16 protein-coding genes and 1 tRNA gene are annotated in these 19,487 nt (G+C 71.3%); 7 read left to right on the top strand and 10 right to left on the bottom strand.

Features of this window, described 5'->3' with window-relative positions:
* The first annotated feature begins 124 nt into the window (after positions 1–124).
* The 6 genes from QSJ60_RS12060 (at position 125) to QSJ60_RS12085 (ending at position 6,486) form a co-directional block, all read left to right on the top strand.
* Complete coding sequence (locus QSJ60_RS12060; protein WP_285463751.1) at positions 125–1,216, top strand: ABC transporter ATP-binding protein; 1,092 nt, start codon at positions 125–127, stop codon at positions 1,214–1,216.
* A 20-nt stretch (positions 1,217–1,236) separates the two neighbouring features.
* The gene (locus QSJ60_RS12065) at positions 1,237–2,388 is read left to right on the top strand and encodes a polyamine ABC transporter substrate-binding protein (RefSeq protein WP_189086446.1); all 1,152 of its coding nucleotides are present in this window, start codon (positions 1,237–1,239) and stop codon (positions 2,386–2,388) included.
* Positions 2,385–3,350 (top strand): ABC transporter permease, encoded by a 966-nt coding sequence (locus QSJ60_RS12070; protein WP_502871388.1) that lies wholly within the window; start codon positions 2,385–2,387, stop codon positions 3,348–3,350. The genes QSJ60_RS12065 and QSJ60_RS12070 overlap by 4 nt, the downstream gene beginning before the upstream one ends.
* The gene (locus tag QSJ60_RS12075; protein WP_189086448.1) at positions 3,347–4,198 is read left to right on the top strand and encodes an ABC transporter permease; all 852 of its coding nucleotides are present in this window, start codon (positions 3,347–3,349) and stop codon (positions 4,196–4,198) included. The genes QSJ60_RS12070 and QSJ60_RS12075 overlap by 4 nt, the downstream gene beginning before the upstream one ends.
* Positions 4,199–4,220: 22 nt before the next feature.
* On the top strand, positions 4,221–5,861 hold the full coding sequence (locus QSJ60_RS12080) for an amidohydrolase (protein ID WP_285463753.1): 1,641 nt from the start codon (positions 4,221–4,223) through the stop codon (positions 5,859–5,861).
* Between the two features lie 139 nt (positions 5,862–6,000).
* Positions 6,001–6,486 carry a gluconokinase gene (locus QSJ60_RS12085; RefSeq protein ID WP_230766869.1) on the top strand — a complete coding sequence of 162 codons (486 nt, stop codon included), beginning with the start codon at positions 6,001–6,003 and terminating at the stop codon, positions 6,484–6,486.
* A gap of 166 nt (positions 6,487–6,652) precedes the next feature.
* Here the strand turns inward: QSJ60_RS12085 and QSJ60_RS12090 are convergent.
* The 10 genes from QSJ60_RS12090 to dusB form a co-directional block, all read right to left on the bottom strand.
* Positions 6,653–6,725 (bottom strand) — tRNA-Asn (locus QSJ60_RS12090).
* A gap of 69 nt (positions 6,726–6,794) precedes the next feature.
* The gene (locus QSJ60_RS12095) at positions 6,795–7,814 is read right to left on the bottom strand and encodes an NAD(P)-dependent oxidoreductase (protein ID WP_230766865.1); all 1,020 of its coding nucleotides are present in this window, start codon (positions 7,812–7,814) and stop codon (positions 6,795–6,797) included.
* Positions 7,811–8,665, bottom strand: a complete 855-nt coding sequence (locus QSJ60_RS12100; RefSeq protein ID WP_189086452.1) for an ATP-binding cassette domain-containing protein — start codon at positions 8,663–8,665, stop codon at positions 7,811–7,813. The genes QSJ60_RS12095 and QSJ60_RS12100 overlap by 4 nt, the downstream gene beginning before the upstream one ends.
* Positions 8,666–8,667: 2 nt before the next feature.
* Positions 8,668–10,356: an ABC transporter ATP-binding protein gene (locus QSJ60_RS12105; RefSeq protein WP_189086453.1), complete on the bottom strand. Its 1,689-nt coding sequence runs from the start codon at positions 10,354–10,356 to the stop codon at positions 8,668–8,670.
* Positions 10,353–11,438 carry an ABC transporter permease gene (locus tag QSJ60_RS12110; RefSeq protein ID WP_285463755.1) on the bottom strand — a complete coding sequence of 362 codons (1,086 nt, stop codon included), beginning with the start codon at positions 11,436–11,438 and terminating at the stop codon, positions 10,353–10,355. The genes QSJ60_RS12105 and QSJ60_RS12110 overlap by 4 nt, the downstream gene beginning before the upstream one ends.
* Before the next feature lies 1 nt (position 11,439).
* Positions 11,440–12,531 carry an ABC transporter permease gene (locus QSJ60_RS12115; RefSeq protein WP_285463756.1) on the bottom strand — a complete coding sequence of 364 codons (1,092 nt, stop codon included), beginning with the start codon at positions 12,529–12,531 and terminating at the stop codon, positions 11,440–11,442.
* 96 nt (positions 12,532–12,627) lie between these two features.
* On the bottom strand, positions 12,628–14,262 hold the full coding sequence (locus QSJ60_RS12120; RefSeq protein WP_230766856.1) for an ABC transporter substrate-binding protein: 1,635 nt from the start codon (positions 14,260–14,262) through the stop codon (positions 12,628–12,630).
* A 201-nt stretch (positions 14,263–14,463) separates the two neighbouring features.
* The gene (gene dnaG / locus QSJ60_RS12125; protein ID WP_285463758.1) at positions 14,464–16,356 is read right to left on the bottom strand and encodes a DNA primase; all 1,893 of its coding nucleotides are present in this window, start codon (positions 16,354–16,356) and stop codon (positions 14,464–14,466) included.
* Positions 16,357–16,429: 73 nt separating this feature from the next.
* The gene (locus QSJ60_RS12130; protein ID WP_285465314.1) at positions 16,430–17,692 is read right to left on the bottom strand and encodes a deoxyguanosinetriphosphate triphosphohydrolase; all 1,263 of its coding nucleotides are present in this window, start codon (positions 17,690–17,692) and stop codon (positions 16,430–16,432) included.
* Between the two features lie 47 nt (positions 17,693–17,739).
* On the bottom strand, positions 17,740–18,909 hold the full coding sequence (gene dusB, locus QSJ60_RS12135) for a tRNA dihydrouridine synthase DusB (RefSeq protein ID WP_189086458.1): 1,170 nt from the start codon (positions 18,907–18,909) through the stop codon (positions 17,740–17,742).
* Between the two features lie 91 nt (positions 18,910–19,000).
* Between dusB and QSJ60_RS12140 the strand changes: the two genes are divergently transcribed.
* A complete protein-coding gene (locus QSJ60_RS12140) occupies positions 19,001–19,483 on the top strand; it encodes an aminoacyl-tRNA deacylase (protein WP_285463760.1) in 483 nt (160 codons plus the stop codon).
* Positions 19,484–19,487: the final 4 nt, after the last annotated feature.

Consider the following 19,487-nt stretch of genomic DNA (forward strand, 5'->3'; position numbering starts at 1 on the left):
GACCCGTTTCGATCGGATTTGAAATATGACCTACATATAACCATAATCAGAATCCCCGGACTGATCGCTCCCCCGCTGGACGCTCACGAGGGCCTGAGTTCCAACGACGCAACGGGAGAACGAGATGAGCACGGACGCGAGCGGCGGTTCGACCCTCGAACTGCGAGGGGTCACGAAGCGATTCGGCGGCAGCACCGTCGTCGATTCCCTCGACCTCGTGCTGCGCCCCGGCGAGTTCGTCTCGCTGCTCGGGCCGTCCGGCTGCGGCAAGACCACCACCCTGCGCATGATCGCCGGCTTCGAGCAGCCCGACTCCGGAAGCATCCTGCTCGACGGCGCGGAGATCGGCGGGCTCCCCGCGAACAAGCGCGAGGTCAACACGGTCTTCCAGTCCTACGCGCTCTTCCCGCACCTCACCGTGGCCGGCAACGTGGCGTACGGACTCCGCCAGCGGCGCGTCGCCAAGGCCGAGATCGCCGAGCGCGTCGCCGAGACCCTGCAGCTGGTGCGCCTGGACCGCTTCGCCGACCGCAAGCCCGCGCAGCTCTCGGGCGGGCAGCAGCAGCGCGTCGCGCTCGCCCGCGCCCTCGTCAACCGCCCCCGCGTGCTGCTCCTCGACGAGCCGCTCGCCGCGCTCGACCGCCAGCTGCGCGAAGAGGTCCAGATCGAGCTGCGCCTGATCCAGACTCGGCTGCGCACGACGTTCCTCTTCGTGACCCACGACCAGGGCGAGGCCCTCGCGATGAGCGACCGCGTCGCCATCATGAACGGCGGCCGCATCGAGCAGCTCGACGAGCCCGAGACGGTGTACGAGCGGCCCGCCACCCGCTTCGTCGCCGGCTTCGTCGGACAGCAGAACTTCTTCGACGACGTCCGCACGGACTCCGGCGTGCTGGTCGACGGCGACGGCGTCCGGTTCCTGCCCGCCTCAGCGCCCCCGGCCGGAGCCGCCGCCACCGTCGCGATCCGACCGGAGGCGATCACGCTCCGCCCCGAGTCGGCGGAGATCCCGGTGAACGCCTGCGCCGGCGTCGTCGAAGCCGTGAACACGCTCGGCGACAGCCGCCAGTACGTGATCCGCGCCGCCTCCGGGCGCACCCTGGTGACCCGCTCCGCCCGAGTGACCGAACCCCAGCGTTTCAGCCCCGGCGAGCGGGTCCTCGCCAGCTGGTCCCCCGACCACGTCGCGGTCTTCCCCGCGGCATCCGCAGCCTGACCTCGAAGGAGCGCACGACCATGACCGAGCACCGCATCCCCAAGATCCTCGTCCCGCGCTCCCGCGAGGCCGAGTTCACCCGCCGGCTCTTCCTCACCGGCGTCGTCGGCGCCGGCGCGACGCTCGCGCTCGCCGCCTGCGCGCCCGACGGCGCCAACGGCGGCGGTTCCGGCTCGGGCGGCGGCTCCGGCACCATGCGCGTCTACTCGTGGTCGGGCTACGACGCGCCCGAGAACGTGAAGGGCTTCGCGCCGGGCGTCGCGATCGACTCCTACTCCTCGAACGAGGAGATGATCGCCAAGCTCGTCGCCGCGCGCGGCACGAGCGGCTACGACATCGTCATCCCAACGGGCGTCTTCGTGCCGCAGATGGCCGAGAACCAGCTGCTCGAGAAGCTCGACCTCAGCCGCCTCAAGAACCTCGGCAACGTCGACGCGGCTTTCCTCGGCCAGGCGTGGGACCCGGACAACACGTACACGGTGCCCAAGTACTGGGGCACCACCGGCTTCGCGTACGACACCCGGGTGATCACCCGCGAGCTCGTCTCGTGGGACGACTTCATCGACGCGGCGAAGAACGAGGCCAGCGGCCGCACCTCGCTCGCGGACGACCCGGGCGAGATCTGCGCCATCCTCTGCTTCGCCCGCGGCTGGGACCAGAGCACCCAGGACGAGGGCGAGCTCGCGAAGATCCGCACCTTCCTCGTCGACGAGCTGGCCCAGCACATCTCGGCCTTCGACTCGGCGCCCGGCAGCGGCGCGATCCCGCAGGGCTCGCAGGCTCTCGTGCACACCTGGAACGGCGAGGCCCGCCGCGGCATCATGGCGAGCTCCGAGCCGGACCGCTGGAAGTGGGTGCTGCCCACGCCCGACACCAACCTCTGGACCGACAACTGGGCCATCGTCAAGGGCGCCAAGAACGTCGACGCGGCCTACGAATTCATCGACTACTCCCTCGGCCTCGAGCAGGCCGTGCGCAACACCGAGTACGTCGGCTACGGCACCGGCATCGGCGCCGCCGAGGCCCAGCTCGCCGCCGCGGACGCGCCGCTGCTCGGGATGATCTTCCCGAGCGAGGAGGAGAAGCAGCGCATGTACACCGGCCAGATCAACGCCGCGCAGCAGACCCGCATGGAGATCGTCGCCGAGATGAAGGCGCGCGCGGGGGCATGAGCCGGGTGGCGAGAACACGGACCTCCGGGCGCGGGCCGCGCGGGTCCTCCACGCTGCTCGCGGTGCCGGGCGGGATCTGGATGCTGGTCTTCTTCATCGTCCCGATCCTGGTCGTCGTGTGGTACAGCTTCGGGCAGAAGCCCGGTCTATACGGCACGCACGACAACTCCGTGCTCTCGCTCGACCGTTACGGCGAGGCGCTGAGCGGGGCGTTCCTGCTCACCTTCGCGAACACCCTGCAGATCGCGGTGATCGGCACGCTCATCTGCGTGCTGATCGCCGTGCCCTTCTCGTACTGGCTCGCGGTCAAGGTCACGCCGAAGTGGCGCTACGTGGTCCTCGCGCTCGTGCTCGTGCCGTACTGGACGAACTTCCTCATCCGCACCCTCGGCTGGCAGATCCTGCTCGCGCCGGAGGGCCCGGTGACCGTGCTGCTCCGGCAGCTCGGGCTCGTGGACGCCGCGTTCTCGATGCTCTACACGAAGGGCGCGGTGCAGCTGGGCGTGGTCTACAACTACCTGCCGCTCATGATCCTGCCGATCTTCGTCGCAATGGAACGGCTCACGCCGGCGCTGCGCGAGGCCAGCAAGGACCTCGGCGCCGGGCGCTGGGGGACGTTCCGGCAGGTGACGCTGCCGCTCGCGGCCCCCGGCATCGTCGGCGGCGTCGTGCTCGTCTTCATCCCGCTGATGGGCGACTACATCACCGCCCAGGTGCTCGGCGGCGCGAAGGGCAACATGGTCGGGCAGATGATCGCCGGCCAGTTCCAGCAGGGGCAGAACTGGGCGCTCGGGTCCGCGATGAGCGTGACCCTGATCCTGATCACCTTGCTCAGCGTCGTGCTCGTGGGCGCCGTCGGCATCGTCTGCGGCGCGATCCTCCGGGCCCGCCGCCGGCTGCCGCTCGAGCGAACCGCGGCCGCGGCGACGGCCGCCCGCACCGAGACGGAGGTGCCGGCATGACGGGCACGACGCGCGACCGCGCCACGAACCTGTCGCTACGGATCTTCGGGATCCTGGTGCTGCTCTTCCTCTTCGCCCCCCTCCTCGTGATCCTCGTGTACTCGTTCAACTCGGGACGCCTGCTCGGCGCCTGGGAGGGCTTCGGGGTGAACGCGTACCAGACGGCGTTCAGCTCCCCCGACATCCTGCACGCGGTGGGCGTCTCGCTCCGCTCGAGCGTCGTCGCGACGCTGTTCGCGACGCTGCTCGGATCGGCGCTGGGCGTCGCCATCGGCGTCCGCACCGGCACCGTCGTCTCGGTGATCGTCGGCGTGCTCGCCCTCGTGCTGGTGACCCCCGAGATCGTGCAGGCCGTCTCGCTGATGCCGTGGCTCACCTCGCTCAGCGTGGACTGGGGCATCGCCCCGCTCAACGACGGCATCCTCCGGCTCGCGATCGGCCACTCGCTCTTCGCGACGGCCGTGGTGTCCTTCCTCGTGCGCGGGCGAGTGCGGGCCCTCGACCCGGCGCTCACCGAGGCCGCCGAGGACCTCTACGCCTCTCGCTGGAACAGCTTCCGGCAGATCCTGCTGCCGCAGCTCGCACCCGCGATCGGGGCCGGCGCGCTGATGGCGTTCACCCTCAGCCTCGACAACACGATCATCTCCGCGTTCGTGCAGACCACGGGCAACACGCCGTGGCCCGTGTACGTGCTGAGCTCGCTGCGCTCGGGCCTGCGCCCGGAGCTCGCCGCGATGGCCGCCGTGATGCTCATCGCCACCCTCGCGCTGCTCGCCCTGGCGGCAGCCGTCCTCGCCCGAGGAGGATCGGCGTCGAGCACGGCTCGCGCGCTGGTCGGCTCCGAATGACGACGCCTGGAAGGATCATCCGATGACCGCGAAGCTGACGATCGTCGACTGCACCCTGCCGCTCCTCGACGGCGGCGAACGGCGGCACGCCGTCACCGTCGAAGGCGAGCGCATCGCCCGGGTGATGCCGATGGCGGAGCTCGGTTCCGTACCCGGCGAGGTGCTCGACGCGGCCGGGCGCAGCCTGCTGCCCGGTTTCACCGACGCCCACGTGCACCTCGTGGAGTCCGGCATCGAGCTGGCCCGCTGCGATCTCTCGTTGAGCCGTTCGCGCGCCCACGCGCTCGAGCTCATCGACGACTACTGCCGGCGGATGCCGAACGAGCCGTGGATCGTCGGCCGGGGCTGGTCGCTCGACCACTTCGCCGACACCGCCACGATGCTCGTCGAGCTCGACCGGCTGACCGGCGAGCGCCCGGCGTACCTCTCGAACAAGGACGGCCACAGCGCCTGGGTCAACTCCGCCGCGTTGCGTCGGGCCGGCATCACCGCGCGCACCCCTGATCCGGATGGCGGCCGCATCGAGCGCGACGCGTCCGGAGCCCCGAGCGGGCTGCTGCACGAGGGCGCCATGCTGCTCGTGGCCGAGCTCATCCCGCCGCTCGACGAGGAGACGCGCTTCGCCGGCCTCCTCGCCGGCCAGCAGCGCTTCTTCTCCCTCGGCATCACCGGCTGGCAGGAGGCCATCGTCGGCGATTTCGTGCCGACCACCGACGTCGAGCGCAGCTACCGCCGGGCGATCGATTCGGGCGCCCTGCTCGGGCAGGTCACCGGAAACCTCTGGCTGCGCCGCACCGACCCCGCGGGCGCGCTCGACGAGCTCATCGCGCGGCGCGCCGCCTTCGCAGGCGACGAGCGGTTCCGCGCCAGCGGCGTGAAGATCATGTACGACGGCGTCTGCGAGACCCTCACCGGCGCCGTGTCCGTGCCCTACCTCGACCCCTCGGGGCAGCACGGCGCCTCGGCGGAGCCGAACCGCGGCATCACCTTCTTCGACCCGGCGGAGCTCGCCCCCGTCGTCGTCGAGCTCGATCGGGCCGGCTTCGACCTGCACGCGCACGTCATCGGCGATCGGGCGACGGACGAGGTGCTCGCGATGATCGAGGCCGCGCAGCGGCAGAATCCCGCCCGCGACCGCCGGCATCAGCTGGCGCACCTGCAGCTGCTCAACCCCGGGCTGATCTCGCGCATGGCGGCCGCCGGGGTGATCGCGAACGTGCAGCCCTACTGGGCGCAGGCCGACGCGCAGATGGTCGAGATGACGCTGCCCTTCCTCGACGCCTCGCTGCACGACCACCACTACGCCTTCCGCTCGCTCGAGCTCGCCGGCGTGCCGCTCGCCTTCGGCTCCGACTGGCCCGTGACCACGCCGAGCCCCTTCGACTGGATCCACGTCGCCGTGAACCGCAGCTACCCGGGCGATTCGACCGAACCGTTCCTGCCGCACGAAGCCCTGTCGCGCGACTCCGCGCTGCGTGCGGCCACGAGCGGCGCGGCGCACGCGGTGCGTCAGGACGAGCTGCGCGGTCGCATCGAACCGGGCCTCCTCGCCGATCTCGTGCTCCTCGATGCCGAGCTGCGCGAGGTGCCCGACGCCGAGCTCCACGCCGTGCAGGCGGATACCACCCTCGCGCGGGGTGCGGTCGTCTTCGAGCGGGGGTAGCGTCTTGGCGCCGCAGTCGGCGCCGCACGCGCATCCCACCAGCAGTAGATCCCCGGCCTCGCGGCCGGAAGGGAGAATCATCAACCTCGCGCCACACGCTTCGTCCGACGCGGGCTCGGCCCGCACCGGGCGCGGTCCCGTGCTCGTCGTCATGGGCGTCTCGGGAAGCGGCAAGACCACGTTCGCCGAGCTCATCGCGCACCGGCTGGGCTGGGACTTCCAGGAGGGCGACCGGCTCCATCCGGACGCGAACGTCGCCAAGATGGCGAGCGGGATCCCGCTGAGCGACGACGACCGCGAGCCATGGTTGGACAGGATCGCGGACTGGATCGACGCGCACCTCGACGCCGACCGCCCCGCCGTGATCACGTGCTCGGCGCTCAAGCGCGCCTACCGCGAACGGCTGGCGCGCCCCGACGTCGTCTTCCTGCACCTCGCGGGACCCCGCGAGCTCATCGCCGAACGGCTCGGTCAGCGCACCGGGCACTTCATGCCGACGACGCTGCTCGACTCGCAGTTCGAGACGCTCGAACCGCTCGGCGCCGGCGAATCCGGCCTCGTGATCGACGTGCAGGGCACGCCGGAGCACGTGGTCGAGCACACGATCGCGCAGCTCGGGCTCTGAGCTTTCCCCGTTACTGAGCGCTCTGGCGCGGCGCGGGACCGTTGGGGCTGCGCGCGTTCAGTCCGCGTCGCCCGCGTCGCCGCTCTCGGCGGCGGACGGTCCGGGCGAACGGGCGCGTCCCGAAAACGAACACGGCCCGGCCTCCGAAGAGACCGGGCCGCAGATGCTCCCCCACTTGGACTCGAACCAAGAACCTATCGGTTAACAGCCGATTGCTCTGCCAATTGAGCTATGGAGGATCGCTTGTTCAGCGACGACTACTCTAGCAAAGCCGCGCCCACTCTCCCAATCCGAGCGAAGCTCGCCACTCAGTAGCCGTGCTCGAGGTCGATCCGGCCGACGAACGCCCCGTCGCCCAGGAAGGCGCGCACGTTCTCGGCGACGCGTTCGGCGTAGAGCGGCGCCGTCATCTCCTCGGTGTCGGCGACGTGCGGCGTGATCAGGCACTGCTCGAACGCCCAGAGCGGATGGCCCGCCGGCAACGGCTCCGGGTCGGTCACGTCGAGGCCGGCACCGCCGAGCGCACCCGATTCCAGGGCGGCGACGAGGGCCGCCGTGTCGATGACCGCCCCGCGGCCGACGTTCACAACGACCGCGCCCGGGGCGAGCGCGGCGAGCACCTCGGCATCCACGATCCCCCGGGAGTCGTCGGTCAGCGCCGCGGCGACGAACAGCAGCTCCGCACCCCGCGCGGCCTCGGCGAGCCGCGCCACCGGCACGGTGCGCACCGCACCGGGCACCGCGCCGTCGCGGCGGCGCACCACCGTCGCACGCACGCGGAACGGCTCCAGCAGCCGCAGCAGCTCGACGGCGACGCCGCCGGCGCCGAGCACCACGACCTCCGCGCCGTAGAGGCTGCGTCCGCGTTCATCCGGCTCCCAGGAGCTCGCCGCAGCGCGTCGCGGCAGCTCCCGGAGCAGGGCAAGCGCGAGGGCGAGCGCGTGCTCGGCGACGGGCTGCGCGTAGGCGCCCTTGCCGCTCGTCCACGTGCGGCCGTCGCCGCGGGCACCGGCGAGCAGCGCGGCGAAAGCGTCGACGCCCGCCCACGGCAGCTGCACCCAGCCGATGCCGGGCCGTTCGCGCAGGATCGCCGCGAGTTCGGCGGCGCCGTCGTTCGCGGTCCACACGAGGCCGCGGGTGTCCTCCCCGAGCGGCGCGAGCCGCCCGCCGGCGGACTCGACCGCGGTGCGAAGCCCGGCCGAGGCATCCGGCAGCACGGCGATCGGGCCCGGCGCAGGGCGCTCCCCCGCCTCCGCCGCCCGGCGCGGCGCCGCGTCGGCGGCCCCGCGCACCGGGCGGTGCCGCGCGCCGTCCCCGAGCAGGCTCATGCGAGCGGCGGCTCGAGGTCGTCGATGACGGCGTGCCCGTCGTCCAGCGCGCCCGCGAGGGCGCGGACGTACGGATGCCTCGGATCGGAGAGCACCTCGTCGATCGTGCCCAGGGCGACGAGCGCGCCGTGGTCGAGCACGGCGATCCGGTCGGCGATGCGCCGCAGCACCGGCAGGTCGTGGGTGATCACGATCGCCGAGAAGGTGTGCCCCTGCCGGAGTTCGTTCACGAGCTGCGCGACCGAGTCGCGCACCGTCAGGTCGATGCCGGCGGTGGGCTCGTCGGCGATCAGGAGCTTCGGCTCCAGCACGAGCGCCCGGGCCAGCGCCACCCGCTGCCGCTGCCCGGCGGAGAGCTCGTACGGGTACTTGTCGAGGAAGCCGAGTGGCAGCCGCACCGAGTCGACCATCGTCGCCACCCGCGTCGCGAGCGCCCGCGCGTTGTAGTGCTGGTCGCGCTCCAGGATCGGCTCCGCCACGATCTCGCGCACCGAGCGATCGGCCGGCAGCGCGTCGGCGGCGCCCTGGGCGAGATATCCGACGTGCAGCGAGAACGCGGCCTGCTTGCGCCTGGGGAGCTTCCGCAGCCCGTGGCCGAGCACCGTCGCGTCCCCGCCCGTGATCACCGGCTGGCCGTCACCGGCCCGGGCATCGAGGAACGACCCCGACAGCACCCGCGCGAGCGTGGACTTGCCGCTGCCGGCGCTGCCGAGGAGCCCGAGCACCTCGCCAGGCGCGAGCGAGAGGGAGAGCCCGTGTAGCGCGACGTGCGCGGGGCTCGGTCCCTTCGCCGGGTACTCGACCGAGAGGTCGCTCAGGACGACGGGGTTCGTGTGTGCCGCATTGCGCATCCTCAGCGGGCCTCCCGGAGACGACGGAGTTCCGCCCGGCGCTCGGCCTGCTCCACCGGGTCGGGCACGGGCAGCGAGGCCAACAGGCGCTTCGTGTAGGGATCCGACGGCGCCCCGAGCACCTCGGCGCCGGTGCCCTCCTCGACGAGCTCGCCGTGGTACAGCACGGCGATGCGGTCGGCGAGCAGATCGACGACCGCGAGGTCGTGGCTGATGAACAGCGACGCGAAGCCGAACTCCTGCTGCAGCTCCCGGAACAGCTCGAGCACGCGCGCCTGCACCGACACGTCGAGCGCGCTCGTCGGCTCGTCGGCGATGAGCAGCTCGGGCTCGAGGGCGAGCGAGCGGGCGAGGCTGGCGCGCTGGCGCTGGCCGCCGGAGAGCTCGTGCGGGTAGCGGTCGCCGTAGGCGCGCGGCAGCTGCACCGCCTCGAGCAGCTCGTCGACGCGCCCGCGGGCCTCCGCGGCATCCGCCGCGCGCCCGTGGATCACGAGCGGTTCGGCGACGCACTCGGCGATCGTGAGCAGCGGGTTGAAGCTCGACGCCGGGTCCTGGAAGACGAAGCCGATGCGGCTCCGCGTGGGACGGAAGTCCCGCTCGCGGATGCCGTTCATCTCGTGGCCGAGCACCTGCAGCGATCCACCGGTCACCTTGGTGAGCCCCGCGATGGCTCGGCCGATCGTCGTCTTGCCCGAACCGGACTCGCCGACGAGGCCGAGGACCTCCCCCGGTCGGATGACGAGGTCGACGCCGTCGACCGCGCGGAAGCCGGGCCGGCCGAACCGGCCGGGGTAGACGATCTCGAGCCCGCGGGCCTCGACGACGGGCGCGGCGCCCGCCCACCCCTCGGCACGGGCGGCGACGCGCTCGGCGGCGCGCGCCGTGCCGTGGCCCACGTGCGGCACCGCGGCGAGCAGCGCCTTCGTGTAGTCGGCCTGCGGCGCGGCGAACAGCTCGCGCACGGGCGCCTGCTCGACGAGCTTGCCCTGGTACATCACCGCGACTCGGTCGGCGAGGTCGGCGACAACGCCCATGTTGTGCGTGATGAGCACGATCGCCGTGCCGAACTCGTCGCGGCAGCGCCGCAGCAGGTCGAGGATCTCGGCCTGCACGGTCACGTCGAGCGCGGTCGTCGGCTCGTCGGCGACGATGAGCCCCGGGTCGAGCACGAGCGCCATCGCGATCACGATGCGCTGCTTCTGCCCGCCGGAGAACTGGTGCGGGAAGTGGTCGATGCGCACCTCGGGGTCGGGGATGCCGACCCGGCCGAGCATCTCGATCGCCCGGCGGCGCGCCTCCTTCTTCGAGACCTCGCCGTGGGCGCGGAGGCCCTCCATGATCTGCCAGCCCACCGTGTAGACGGGGTTCAGCGCGGTCGAGGGCTCCTGGAACACCATCGCGACATCGGTGCCGCGGATCTCGCGCAGCTGCTGCTTCCCGAGCGAGATGACGTCGCGCTCGCGCGTGCCCTCGCGGTTCGAGAGCAGCACCACGCCGCTCGTCGTCGCCGTCTCCGGCAGCAGCCCGAGGATGGTCTTGGCGGTGACGGTCTTGCCGCTGCCGGACTCGCCGACGATGGCGAGCACCTCACCGCGGGCCACCTCGAGCGAGACGTCGTCGACCGCCTTCACCGCGCCCGAGTCGGTGGCGAACGAGACGCCCAGGTGCTTGATCTCGACGACCGTGCTCATCGCTTGACCTCGATTCCGTGCTCGTCGAACGATTCGCCGCTCTCGAGGCCGTCGAGGCCCCCGGGTCCGGCGGAGAGGGTGCCGCCGGGCACGACCGAGGTCTCGGCGACCTGGCCCGCGGCCTGCGCGACGCGGCGGCGGCCGCGCAAGCGCGGATCGGCCAGGTCGTTCAGGCTCTCGCCGACGAGCGTGATGCCGAGCACCGCGAGGACAATCGCGAGACCCGGGTAGAGCGAGGTCCACCAGATGCCGCTCGTGACATCCGAGAGCGCCTTGTTGAGGTCGTAGCCCCACTCCGCGGCGGCCGTCGGCTCGATGCCGAAGCCCAGGAAGCCGAGGCCGGCGAGCGTGAGGATCGCCTCCGAGGAGTTCAGCGTGAAGATGAGCGGCAGCGTGCGAGTGGCGTTGCGCAGCACGTGCCGGAACATGATCCGGCCGTTCGACGCGCCGAGCACCTTCGCCGACTCGACGTAGGCCTCCGCCTTGATCCGCACGGTCTCCGCTCGGATCACCCGGAAGTACTGCGGGATGAACACGACCGTGATCGAGAGCGCCGCGGCGAGGATGCCGCCCCACAGGCTCGACTGGCCGCCGGAGATCATGATCGACAATGCGATGGCGAGCAGCAGCGAGGGGAAGGCGTAGATCGCGTCGCAGACGACGACGAGCACCCGGTCGAACCAGCCGCCGAAGTAGCCGGAGACGAGGCCGAGCAGCACGCCGGCGATGATCGAGGCGATGACGGCGACGATGATCACGAGCAGCGCGGTCTGCGCACCCCAGATGACCCGGGACAGCACGTCGTAGCCGCCGACGGTGGTGCCGAAGGGGTGCTCGGCCGAGGGCGCCTGCTGGCTGCCGAAGGCGCCGTCCGCTCCGCGGAGCTGCGCGAATCCGTACGGCGCGAGCAGCGGGGCGAAGATCGCGGTCAGGACGAACAGCCCCGTGATGACGAGGCCGGCGACGAGCATGCCGCGCTGCAGGCCGACGCTCTGGCGCAGCTGGTGCACGACCGGCAGGCGGTCCCGCAGCCGGCGCTTCGGCACGGCGACGGGCGTCGCGGAAGTGGTGGTGGCGGTCATCTCAGTACCTCACCCTCGGGTCGATGAGCGCCGCGATGATGTCGACGACGAAGTTGGTGAGCGCGACGATGACGGCGAGCATGGCGACGATGCCCTGCACGGCGACGAAGTCGCGGGCCTGGAGGTACTCGGCGAGCATGAAGCCGAGCCCCTTCCACTCGAAGGTCGTCTCGGTCAGCACCGCCCCGCCGAGGAGGAGCGCGATCTGCAGGCCAATGACCGTCACGATCGGGATGAGCGCGGGCCGGTAGGCGTGCTTCGTCACGAGCCGGCGCTCGGCGACGCCGCGCGAGCGGGCCGCGTCGACGTAGTCGGTTGACAGCGTGCCGATCACGTTGGTGCGCACGAGCCGGAGGAAGACGCCGGCCGTGAGCAGGCCGAGCGCGATCGCGGGGAGCACGGCGTGCCGCAGCACGTCGCCGAGCACGGCGGGGTCGCCCGTCAAGATGGCGTCGATCGTGTAGATGCCGGTGCTGAACGGCAGGAACTGCATCTCGAGCTCCGAGCCGGTAGAGGCGCGCCCCGCGACGGGCAGCACGCCGAGCCAGACCGAGAAGACGAGCTTCAGGAGCATGCCAGCGAAGAACACCGGGGTGGCGTAGCAGAGGATCGCGAAGACGCGCAGCACCGCGTCGCCCCAGCGGTCGCGCACGTACGCGGCGACCATTCCGAGCGGGATGCCGACGATGAAGGCCACGAGCAGCGCGTAGAACGCGAGCTCGAGGGTGGCGGTGCCGTACGTCACGAGGACTTCGATGACCGGGCGGTTGTCGGACAGCGTCGTGCCGAAGTTGCCGGTGAAGATCTGGCCGAGGTACTCGAAGTACTGCACGATGATGGGCCGGTCGTAGCCGGCGTTGTGGATCGCCTCGGCGAGCTGCGCGGGCGGCAGTTTGCCGCCGAGGGCGGCGGTGATCGGGTCGCCGGTCGCCCGCATGACGATGAAGACCACCGTCACGAGGATGAAGACGGTCGGGATGACCAGCAGGGCGCGCATCGCGATGTACCTGCCGAGGCTGCCGCCGGAGGATCTCTCCTGGCGTCGGGGGGCGCCACCCGGGGTGGTCGGCGGCGCGGTCGTCGTTGAGCTCATGTTCGCCTATCGTCGGGACGGAACGAAAGGCGGCCCGCCCTCGAAAGAGGCGGGCCGCCCGTTCGGTTCTTCGGAAACCTTACCGGCTGTCGGGGATCAACCCTTGGCCAGCGCGGCGTAGCGGAACTTGAACGACGCGTCGAGGGTGTCCTCGGCGCCCGTCACGTCGGCTCCGACGACCGCGACCTGCGCACCCTGGAGGTACGGCACGGTCGACAGGTCGGCCGCCACCTTCTCCTGGATCTGCTCGATGAGCGCGGTGCGCTCAGCCGGGTCGGCCGTGACCGCCTGCTGCAGGATGAGGTCGTTGACCTCCTGGTTGTTGTAGTGGTTCGCCAGGAAGTTCTCGATCAGGAAGAACGGCGTGAGGTAGTTGTCCGCGTCCGAGTAGTCCGGGAACCAGCCGAGCTGGTAGGCCGGGTACACGTCCGAGCTGCGGTCCTTCGAGTACTGCACCCACTCGGTGGTCTGCAGGTTCACCTTGAAGAGGCCGGATGCCTCGAGCTGGTCCTTGATGAGGGCGTACTCGTCACCCGAGGACGGGCCGTAGTGGTCGTTCGAGTACTGCAGGTTCAGCTCGACCGGGACGGTCACGCCGGCGGCCTCGAGGCTCGCCTTCGCCTTGTCCGCGTCGGGGCCGCCGTTGCCGTCGCCGTAGAGCGGCTTCAGCGCGTCGACCTGGCCGGTCAGGCCCGCCGGGACGTAGGAGTACAGCGGGGTGTAGGTGCCCTTGTAGACCTGCGTGGCGATCTCGTCGCGGTCGATGAGGTCCGCGACCGCCTGGCGGACGGCGAGCGCCTTGGCCGGGTCGGCCTCGGGCGTCGTCGCGCCGTACGGCTGGGTGTTGAAGTTGAAGACGATGTAGCGGATCTCGCCGCCGGGGCCGTCGACGACCTTCACCTTGTCGTTCTTCTTGAGGTCGTCGATGTCGGTCGCGGAGAGGCTCCGGAACGCGACGTCGATGTTGCCCTCCTGCACGTCGAGCTTGAGGTTCGACGAGTCGGCGTAGTACTTGACGTTGACCTTGTCGGTCTTCGGCGCGCCGAGGATGCCCTCGTAGTCGGGGTTCGCCGCGTACGAGATCAGCTCGTTCATCTTGTAGCTCGTGATGACGTACTGGCCGGCGAAGGCCTCGCCCTTGACGATCTCGTCGTCGCTCGTGAGCGCGTCGGCCGAGAAGACGTCCTCGTCGACGATCGGGCCCACCGGGCTCGAGAGGATCTGCGGGAAGATCTGGTCGTTCTCGCTCTTCAGGTGGAAGACGACGGTGGTGTCGTCGACCGCCTCGACCGAGTCGAGGTTGTAGAGCAGCGACGACGGGCCGTTCTCGTCGGCGATCTTCAGCTGCCGGTCGAAGGAGAACTTCACGTCCGAGGAGGTGAGGTCGTTGCCGTTCGCCCACTTGAGGCCCGGCTTGAGCTTCACGGTGTACTCGGTCGGCGCGGTGAACTCCGCGGACTCCGCGATGTCGGGCTCGACGTCGGGGCTGCCGTAGGGGGTGTTCATGAGGAACGGGAACACCTGGTTCATCACGGCGAACGAGCCGTTGTCGTACGAACCGGCCGGGTCGAGCGTCGTGATCTTGTCGGTCGTGCCGATGGTGATCGAGTCACCGCCGCCGCCCGAGCCGTTCGAACCGCCGGCCGAGCAGCCCGCGAGCGCGAGCGCCGCGATCGAGAGGCCGGCGACGGCGACGATGCCGCGACGCGCGGTAGTGGATGCGGATGTCATATCCGGGTCCCTCTTCCTGTCAGAGTTCATCGCGGACCAGCGCCCGGTCCGGCGCCTGCCCGCGATTCGATATCCCCAACACCTAGCACACGGCAGATGGAAACGTGCACGGCGGGGAGCTGCGACGGAGGAATGTTTACCGATCTGCAACCAAGCGCGCAAGGGATGCGCGTGATTGCACGGATGGACGGATGGCCCGCCTCATTCGGCGCGGAGGGCCACCCGTTCGCGGTCGATCTCGACGATCGCGCGCTGCAGCATCTCGTAGCTCGCCCGGTCCTCCGCGGCGAGGCGGGTCAGCCGGCCCATCAGCTCGACCTTCTGCCGCAGCAGCTCCCGGTCGACGAGCGAGGAGAGCACGCCCCGCACCCAACCGGCGATCGCCGCCTCGTTGCGCTGCGGCACGGGCAGCACCGCCAGCTGCTGCACGATGCTCGCGAACGGGGCCGGCACCTGGCCGATGACCCGGTCGACGGTGATCGCCTCGACGCCCCCCGAGAGGGCCGCCGCGATGCCGTCGCGCACGACGGCCAGCGAGGGGTTCTCGAAGCGCGCCTCCGCGGCGTGCGCGAGGAGGGCCGGCTCGGCGGAACCGGGGTACTGCAGCATCGCTTGGAGCGCCTCGCGCTCGAGCCGGGTCGAGGGGTCGTTGGGCAGCTCGGAGATCGAGAACGGGCGCGCCGGGGCATCCGCCTGCGTCGCGGACTGCGCGCCCTCGTTCGCGCCCGGGGCGCGCCGCTCGCCCTGCCCACCGCGGTCGCGCTCGCCCGAGCGGCTGCGGCTCGTCGCCGCCTTGACGGCGCGGCCGACCTCGCCGAGGTCCATGCCGAGCATGCGCGCGAGCTCGCGCGAGTAGCCGGGGCGCAGGGCGGGGTCGCGGATCTCGGCGACGACGGGGGCCGCCTGCCGGAGCGCGGACACCCGGCCCTCGACGGTGTCGAGGTCGTATCGGCCGACGATCTGGCGCAGCACGAACTCGAACATCGGCACCTTGGTGTCGACGAGGGTGCGCACCGCGTGGTCGCCGCGGGCGAGCCGCAGGTCGCAGGGGTCGAGCCCATCGGGCGCGACGGCGACGAAGGTCTGCGCGGCGAAGCGCTGCTCTTCCGCGAAGGCGCGCATCGCGGCCTTCTGCCCGGCCTCGTCGCCGTCGAAGGTGAACACCACCTCGCCCACGCCGGAGTCGTCGCCGAGCACCCGTCGGAGCACCTTGATGTGGTCGACGCCGAACGCCGTGCCGCACGTCGCGATCGCCGTCGTGACCCCCGCGAGATGGCAGGCCATGACGTCGGTGTAGCCCTCGACGACGACGACGCGCTGCGAGCGGGAGATGTCGCGCTTGGCGAGATCGAGCCCGTACAGCACCTGCGCCTTGTGGTAGATCGCGGTCTCGGGGGTGTTCAGGTACTTCGGGCCGTTGTCGTCGTCGAGGAGCCGCCGGGCGCCGAAGCCCACGGTCTGCCCGGTGACGTCGCGGATCGGCCAGACGAGGCGGCCGCGGAAGCGGTCGTAGACGCCCCGATCGCCCTGCGAGACGAGACCGGCCGCCGCGAGCTCCTCGGTCGAGAAGCCGCGCCCCCGCAGGTGCTTCGTCAGCGCGTCCCAGCTCTTCGGCGCGAAGCCCACGCCGAAGCGCTTGGCGGCCTCGGCGTCGAATCCGCGCTCGCCGAGGAACCGGCGACCCACCTCGGCGATGGGCTGCAGCAGCTGCTCGGCGAAGAACTCCGCCGCCGCCTGGTTCGCCGCGAGGAGCCGGGCGCGGTTGCCGTGGTCGCTCGCCTGGCCGCCGTCCTCGTAGTGCAGCTCGTAGCCGATGCGACCCGCGAGGCGTTCGACGGCCTCGGTGAAGGACACGTGGTCCATCTTCTGCAGGAAGCTGTAGACGTCGCCCGACTCGCCGCAGCCGAAGCAGTGGTAGAAGCCGACGCCGGGGCGCACGTTGAAGCTCGGGCTGCGCTCGTCGTGGAAGGGGCAGAGGCCCTTCATCGAGCCGACGCCGGCGGACTTCAGACTCACGTACTCGCCGATGATGTCGGCGATGTTCGTGCGGGATTTCACCTCTTCGACATCGCTCTGTCGAATTCGGCCCGCCATGCTCACATCCTATGCTCCGCCGGACCCTCCGGGGCCCGATGCAGCCACGTCGTCACCGCGTCGCCGGCGCGCTTCAGCGCTGCACGAGCCGCTCGTGCCAGGCGAGCGCCGACTGGTCGGTGAGGCTCTGCACCTGGTCGACGACGACCCGCTTGCGCGCGGCGTCGTCGCCCGCGGCCCGCCAGTCCTCGGCGAGGCCCGGGTCGAGGTGCTGCTCGCCCGTCTCGAGGAGGACGTCGGCCAGCGAGGTCAGCACCTCGCGCTGCTGCCGGTAGATCGGCTGCCGCGTGTTGCGCGACATCACGAAGGCCGCGACAATGCCCTTCAGCACCGCGATCTCGGCCTGGATCTCGCGGGGCACGACGACGTCGCCGTCGAAGCGGATGAGGCTCGCCACGGGGAACGCCGCCCGGGTGGCCTCGGTCGCGGCGTGCGCGAAGCGGCCGATGAGCTGGCTCGTGAGGTTCTTGAGCCGCGCCTGGTCGAGCCGGCTGCCGCTCCACGTGTCGAGCCAGACGTCGAGCGAGTCGAGCCGGTCGAACGCCGCCATGAGCTCGTCGTGCGAGTGCTGCCCGCCGATCCACTCGTACATCGAGGCGACGAGCTCGTCGTGGTCGACTCGGCGGCCGAGCGCCTCGACGTCGAGGTAGCCGTTGACCACGGCGTCCTCGAAGTCGTGCACCGAGTAGGCGATGTCGTCGGAGAGGTCCATCACCTGCGCCTCGATGCAGAGCCGCCGCTCGGGCGCCCCGGCCCGCAGCCATTCGAACACCGCGACGTCGTCGTGGTAGAAGCCGAACTTCTGCCGCCCGGAGGGGTCGGCGACGCCCTGCTCCTCGGGCCAGGGGTACTTGCAACTCGCGTCGAGGCTCGCCCGAGTGAGATTCAGCCCGTAGCTGCGGCCGTCGGCGTCGAACACCTTCGGCTCGAGCCTGGTGAGGATGCGGAGCGTCTGCGCGTTGCCCTCGAAGCCGCCGATGTCGGCCGACCAGGCGTTGAGCGCCTTCTCGCCGTTGTGCCCGAAGGGCGGGTGCCCGAGGTCGTGCGCGAGGCAGGCGGTGTCGACGACGTCGGGATCGAGGGCGAGGTTGGCGGCGAGCTCGCGACCGATCTGCGCGACCTCGAGCGAGTGGGTGAGCCGGTTGCGGGCGAAGTCGAGACCGGCGGTGGGGCTCAGCACCTGGGTCTTCGCCGCGAGCCGCCGCAGCGCGCTCGAGTGCAGCAGGCGGGCCCGATCGCGGGCGAAGTCGCTGCGCCGCGAGGAGTGCTGCTCGGGCAGCAGCCGCTCGGCGTCGGCCTCGCCGTAGCCGCCGAAGAGCCTGGCGTCGCCGAGCAGTTCTGCGCCGCCGAACAGGCGGTCGCCGAAGGCCGGGATCGTCACGCTCAGCCGCCGCTCGTGTCGAGCTCGGCGTCGACGAGCGTCACGCGGTCGTGCCCGGCGAGCTCCTGCGAGTCGAGCCAGCCGTCGGGCAGGGCGGGGTTCTTCGGGGTGCCCGCACGGCCTCGCGGGCCCTCCGCCCCCTCGCCCGGGTACGGCATCGACCAGTCGAGCGTGCCGAGCAGGTCGTCGAGCATCTGCAGCGACTCGACGGTGGCGAGTCGAGCGCGCAGCTCGCCGCCGACCGGGTAGCCCTTGAAGTACCAGGCGACGTGCTTGCGGATGTCGCGGCAGCCGCGCTCCTCGCTGTCGAAGAACTCGGCGAGGAGCTCCGCGTGCCGGCGGAAGGTCTGCGCGACCTGCCCCAGGCTCGGCTGGAAGAGGCTCGCGCTGCCGTCGGCCAGTTGGCCCCGGAAACCCGCCGCGAGATCGCCGAAGAGCCAGGGGCGGCCGAGGCATCCGCGCCCGACGACGACGCCGTCGCACCCCGTCTCGGCGACCATGCGCAGCGCATCGTCGGCCGACCAGATGTCGCCGTTGCCGAGCACGGGCACCGAGGTGACCGTCTCTTTCAGCTTCGCGATCGCCGACCAGTCGGCGTGCCCGGAGTAGAACTCCGCCGCCGTGCGCGCGTGCAGCGCGATCGAGGCGACGCCGGCGCCCTCGGCGATGCGGCCCGCCTCGAGGTAGGTCAGGTGGTCGGCGTCGATGCCTTTGCGCATCTTGATCGTGAGCGGGACGTCTCCCGCGGCCCGCACCGCACCCTCGACGATGTCGCGGAACAGCCCGTTCTTCCACGGCAGGGCGGCGCCGCCGCCCTTGCGGGTGACCTTCGGCACCGGGCAGCCGAAGTTCAGGTCGATGTGGTCGGCCCGGTCTTCGGCGACAAGCATCGTCACCGCCTCGGACACGGTCTTCGGGTCGACGCCGTAGAGCTGGATGGAGCGCGGCGTCTCAGACTCGTGGTGCGTGATGAGCCGCATCGACTCGGGCGTGCGCTCGACGAGCGCGCGGCTCGTGATCATCTCGGAGACGTAGAGCCCGGCGCCGAATTCGCGGCAGAGCCGGCGGAACGCGGTGTTCGTGATGCCCGCCATCGGGGCGAGCACCACGGGCACGTCGAGCTCGAGCGCGCCGATCGTGAGCGGCGTGACGGTGGCGGGGATCGTTGACATCCCTTCGATTCTTCCAGATCCCGGCCCGCAGGCCGCCCGTTCCCGCGCGGCGCGTAGGATTCGAACCGGATCGAGCGTTGTGGAGGACGAGATGACGGACGCGCCCCTTTCCGGCGTCGAGCGGGTGCGGGCCGACGCGGCCGCCCGCGGACTCGAGGTCGAGGTCATCGAGCGACCTGCCGCCCGGAGCCTCGAGGAGGCGGCCGAGCTGCTGGGCATCTCCCCCGGCGACATCGTGAAGTCGCTCGTCGTGAAGCGCAGCGACGGCAGCTACCTCTTCGCCCTCGTGCCGGGCGGCCGCAAGATCAGCTGGCCGAAGCTGCGGGCCCTCGTCGGCGTCAACAAGCTGCAGCTGCCCGACGCCTCCCTCGCGCTCGCGGCGACCGGCTACGAGCGCGGCACCATCACGCCGCTCGGCTCGACCACCGCCTGGCCGGTGTACGCCGACGAGACCATCGCCGGCCGACGCGTCTCGATGGGCGCCGGCGAGCACGGCCGCAGCCTCTTCGTCGACGCCGACGCCCTCATCGCGGCGTACGGCGCGACCGTCGCCGACCTCAGCGACCCGGAGTAGCCCG

The sequence above is a fragment of the Agromyces sp. NBRC 114283 genome, assembly GCF_030268405.1.
GTDB classification, from domain to species: Bacteria; Actinomycetota; Actinomycetes; order Actinomycetales; family Microbacteriaceae; genus Agromyces; species Agromyces mediolanus.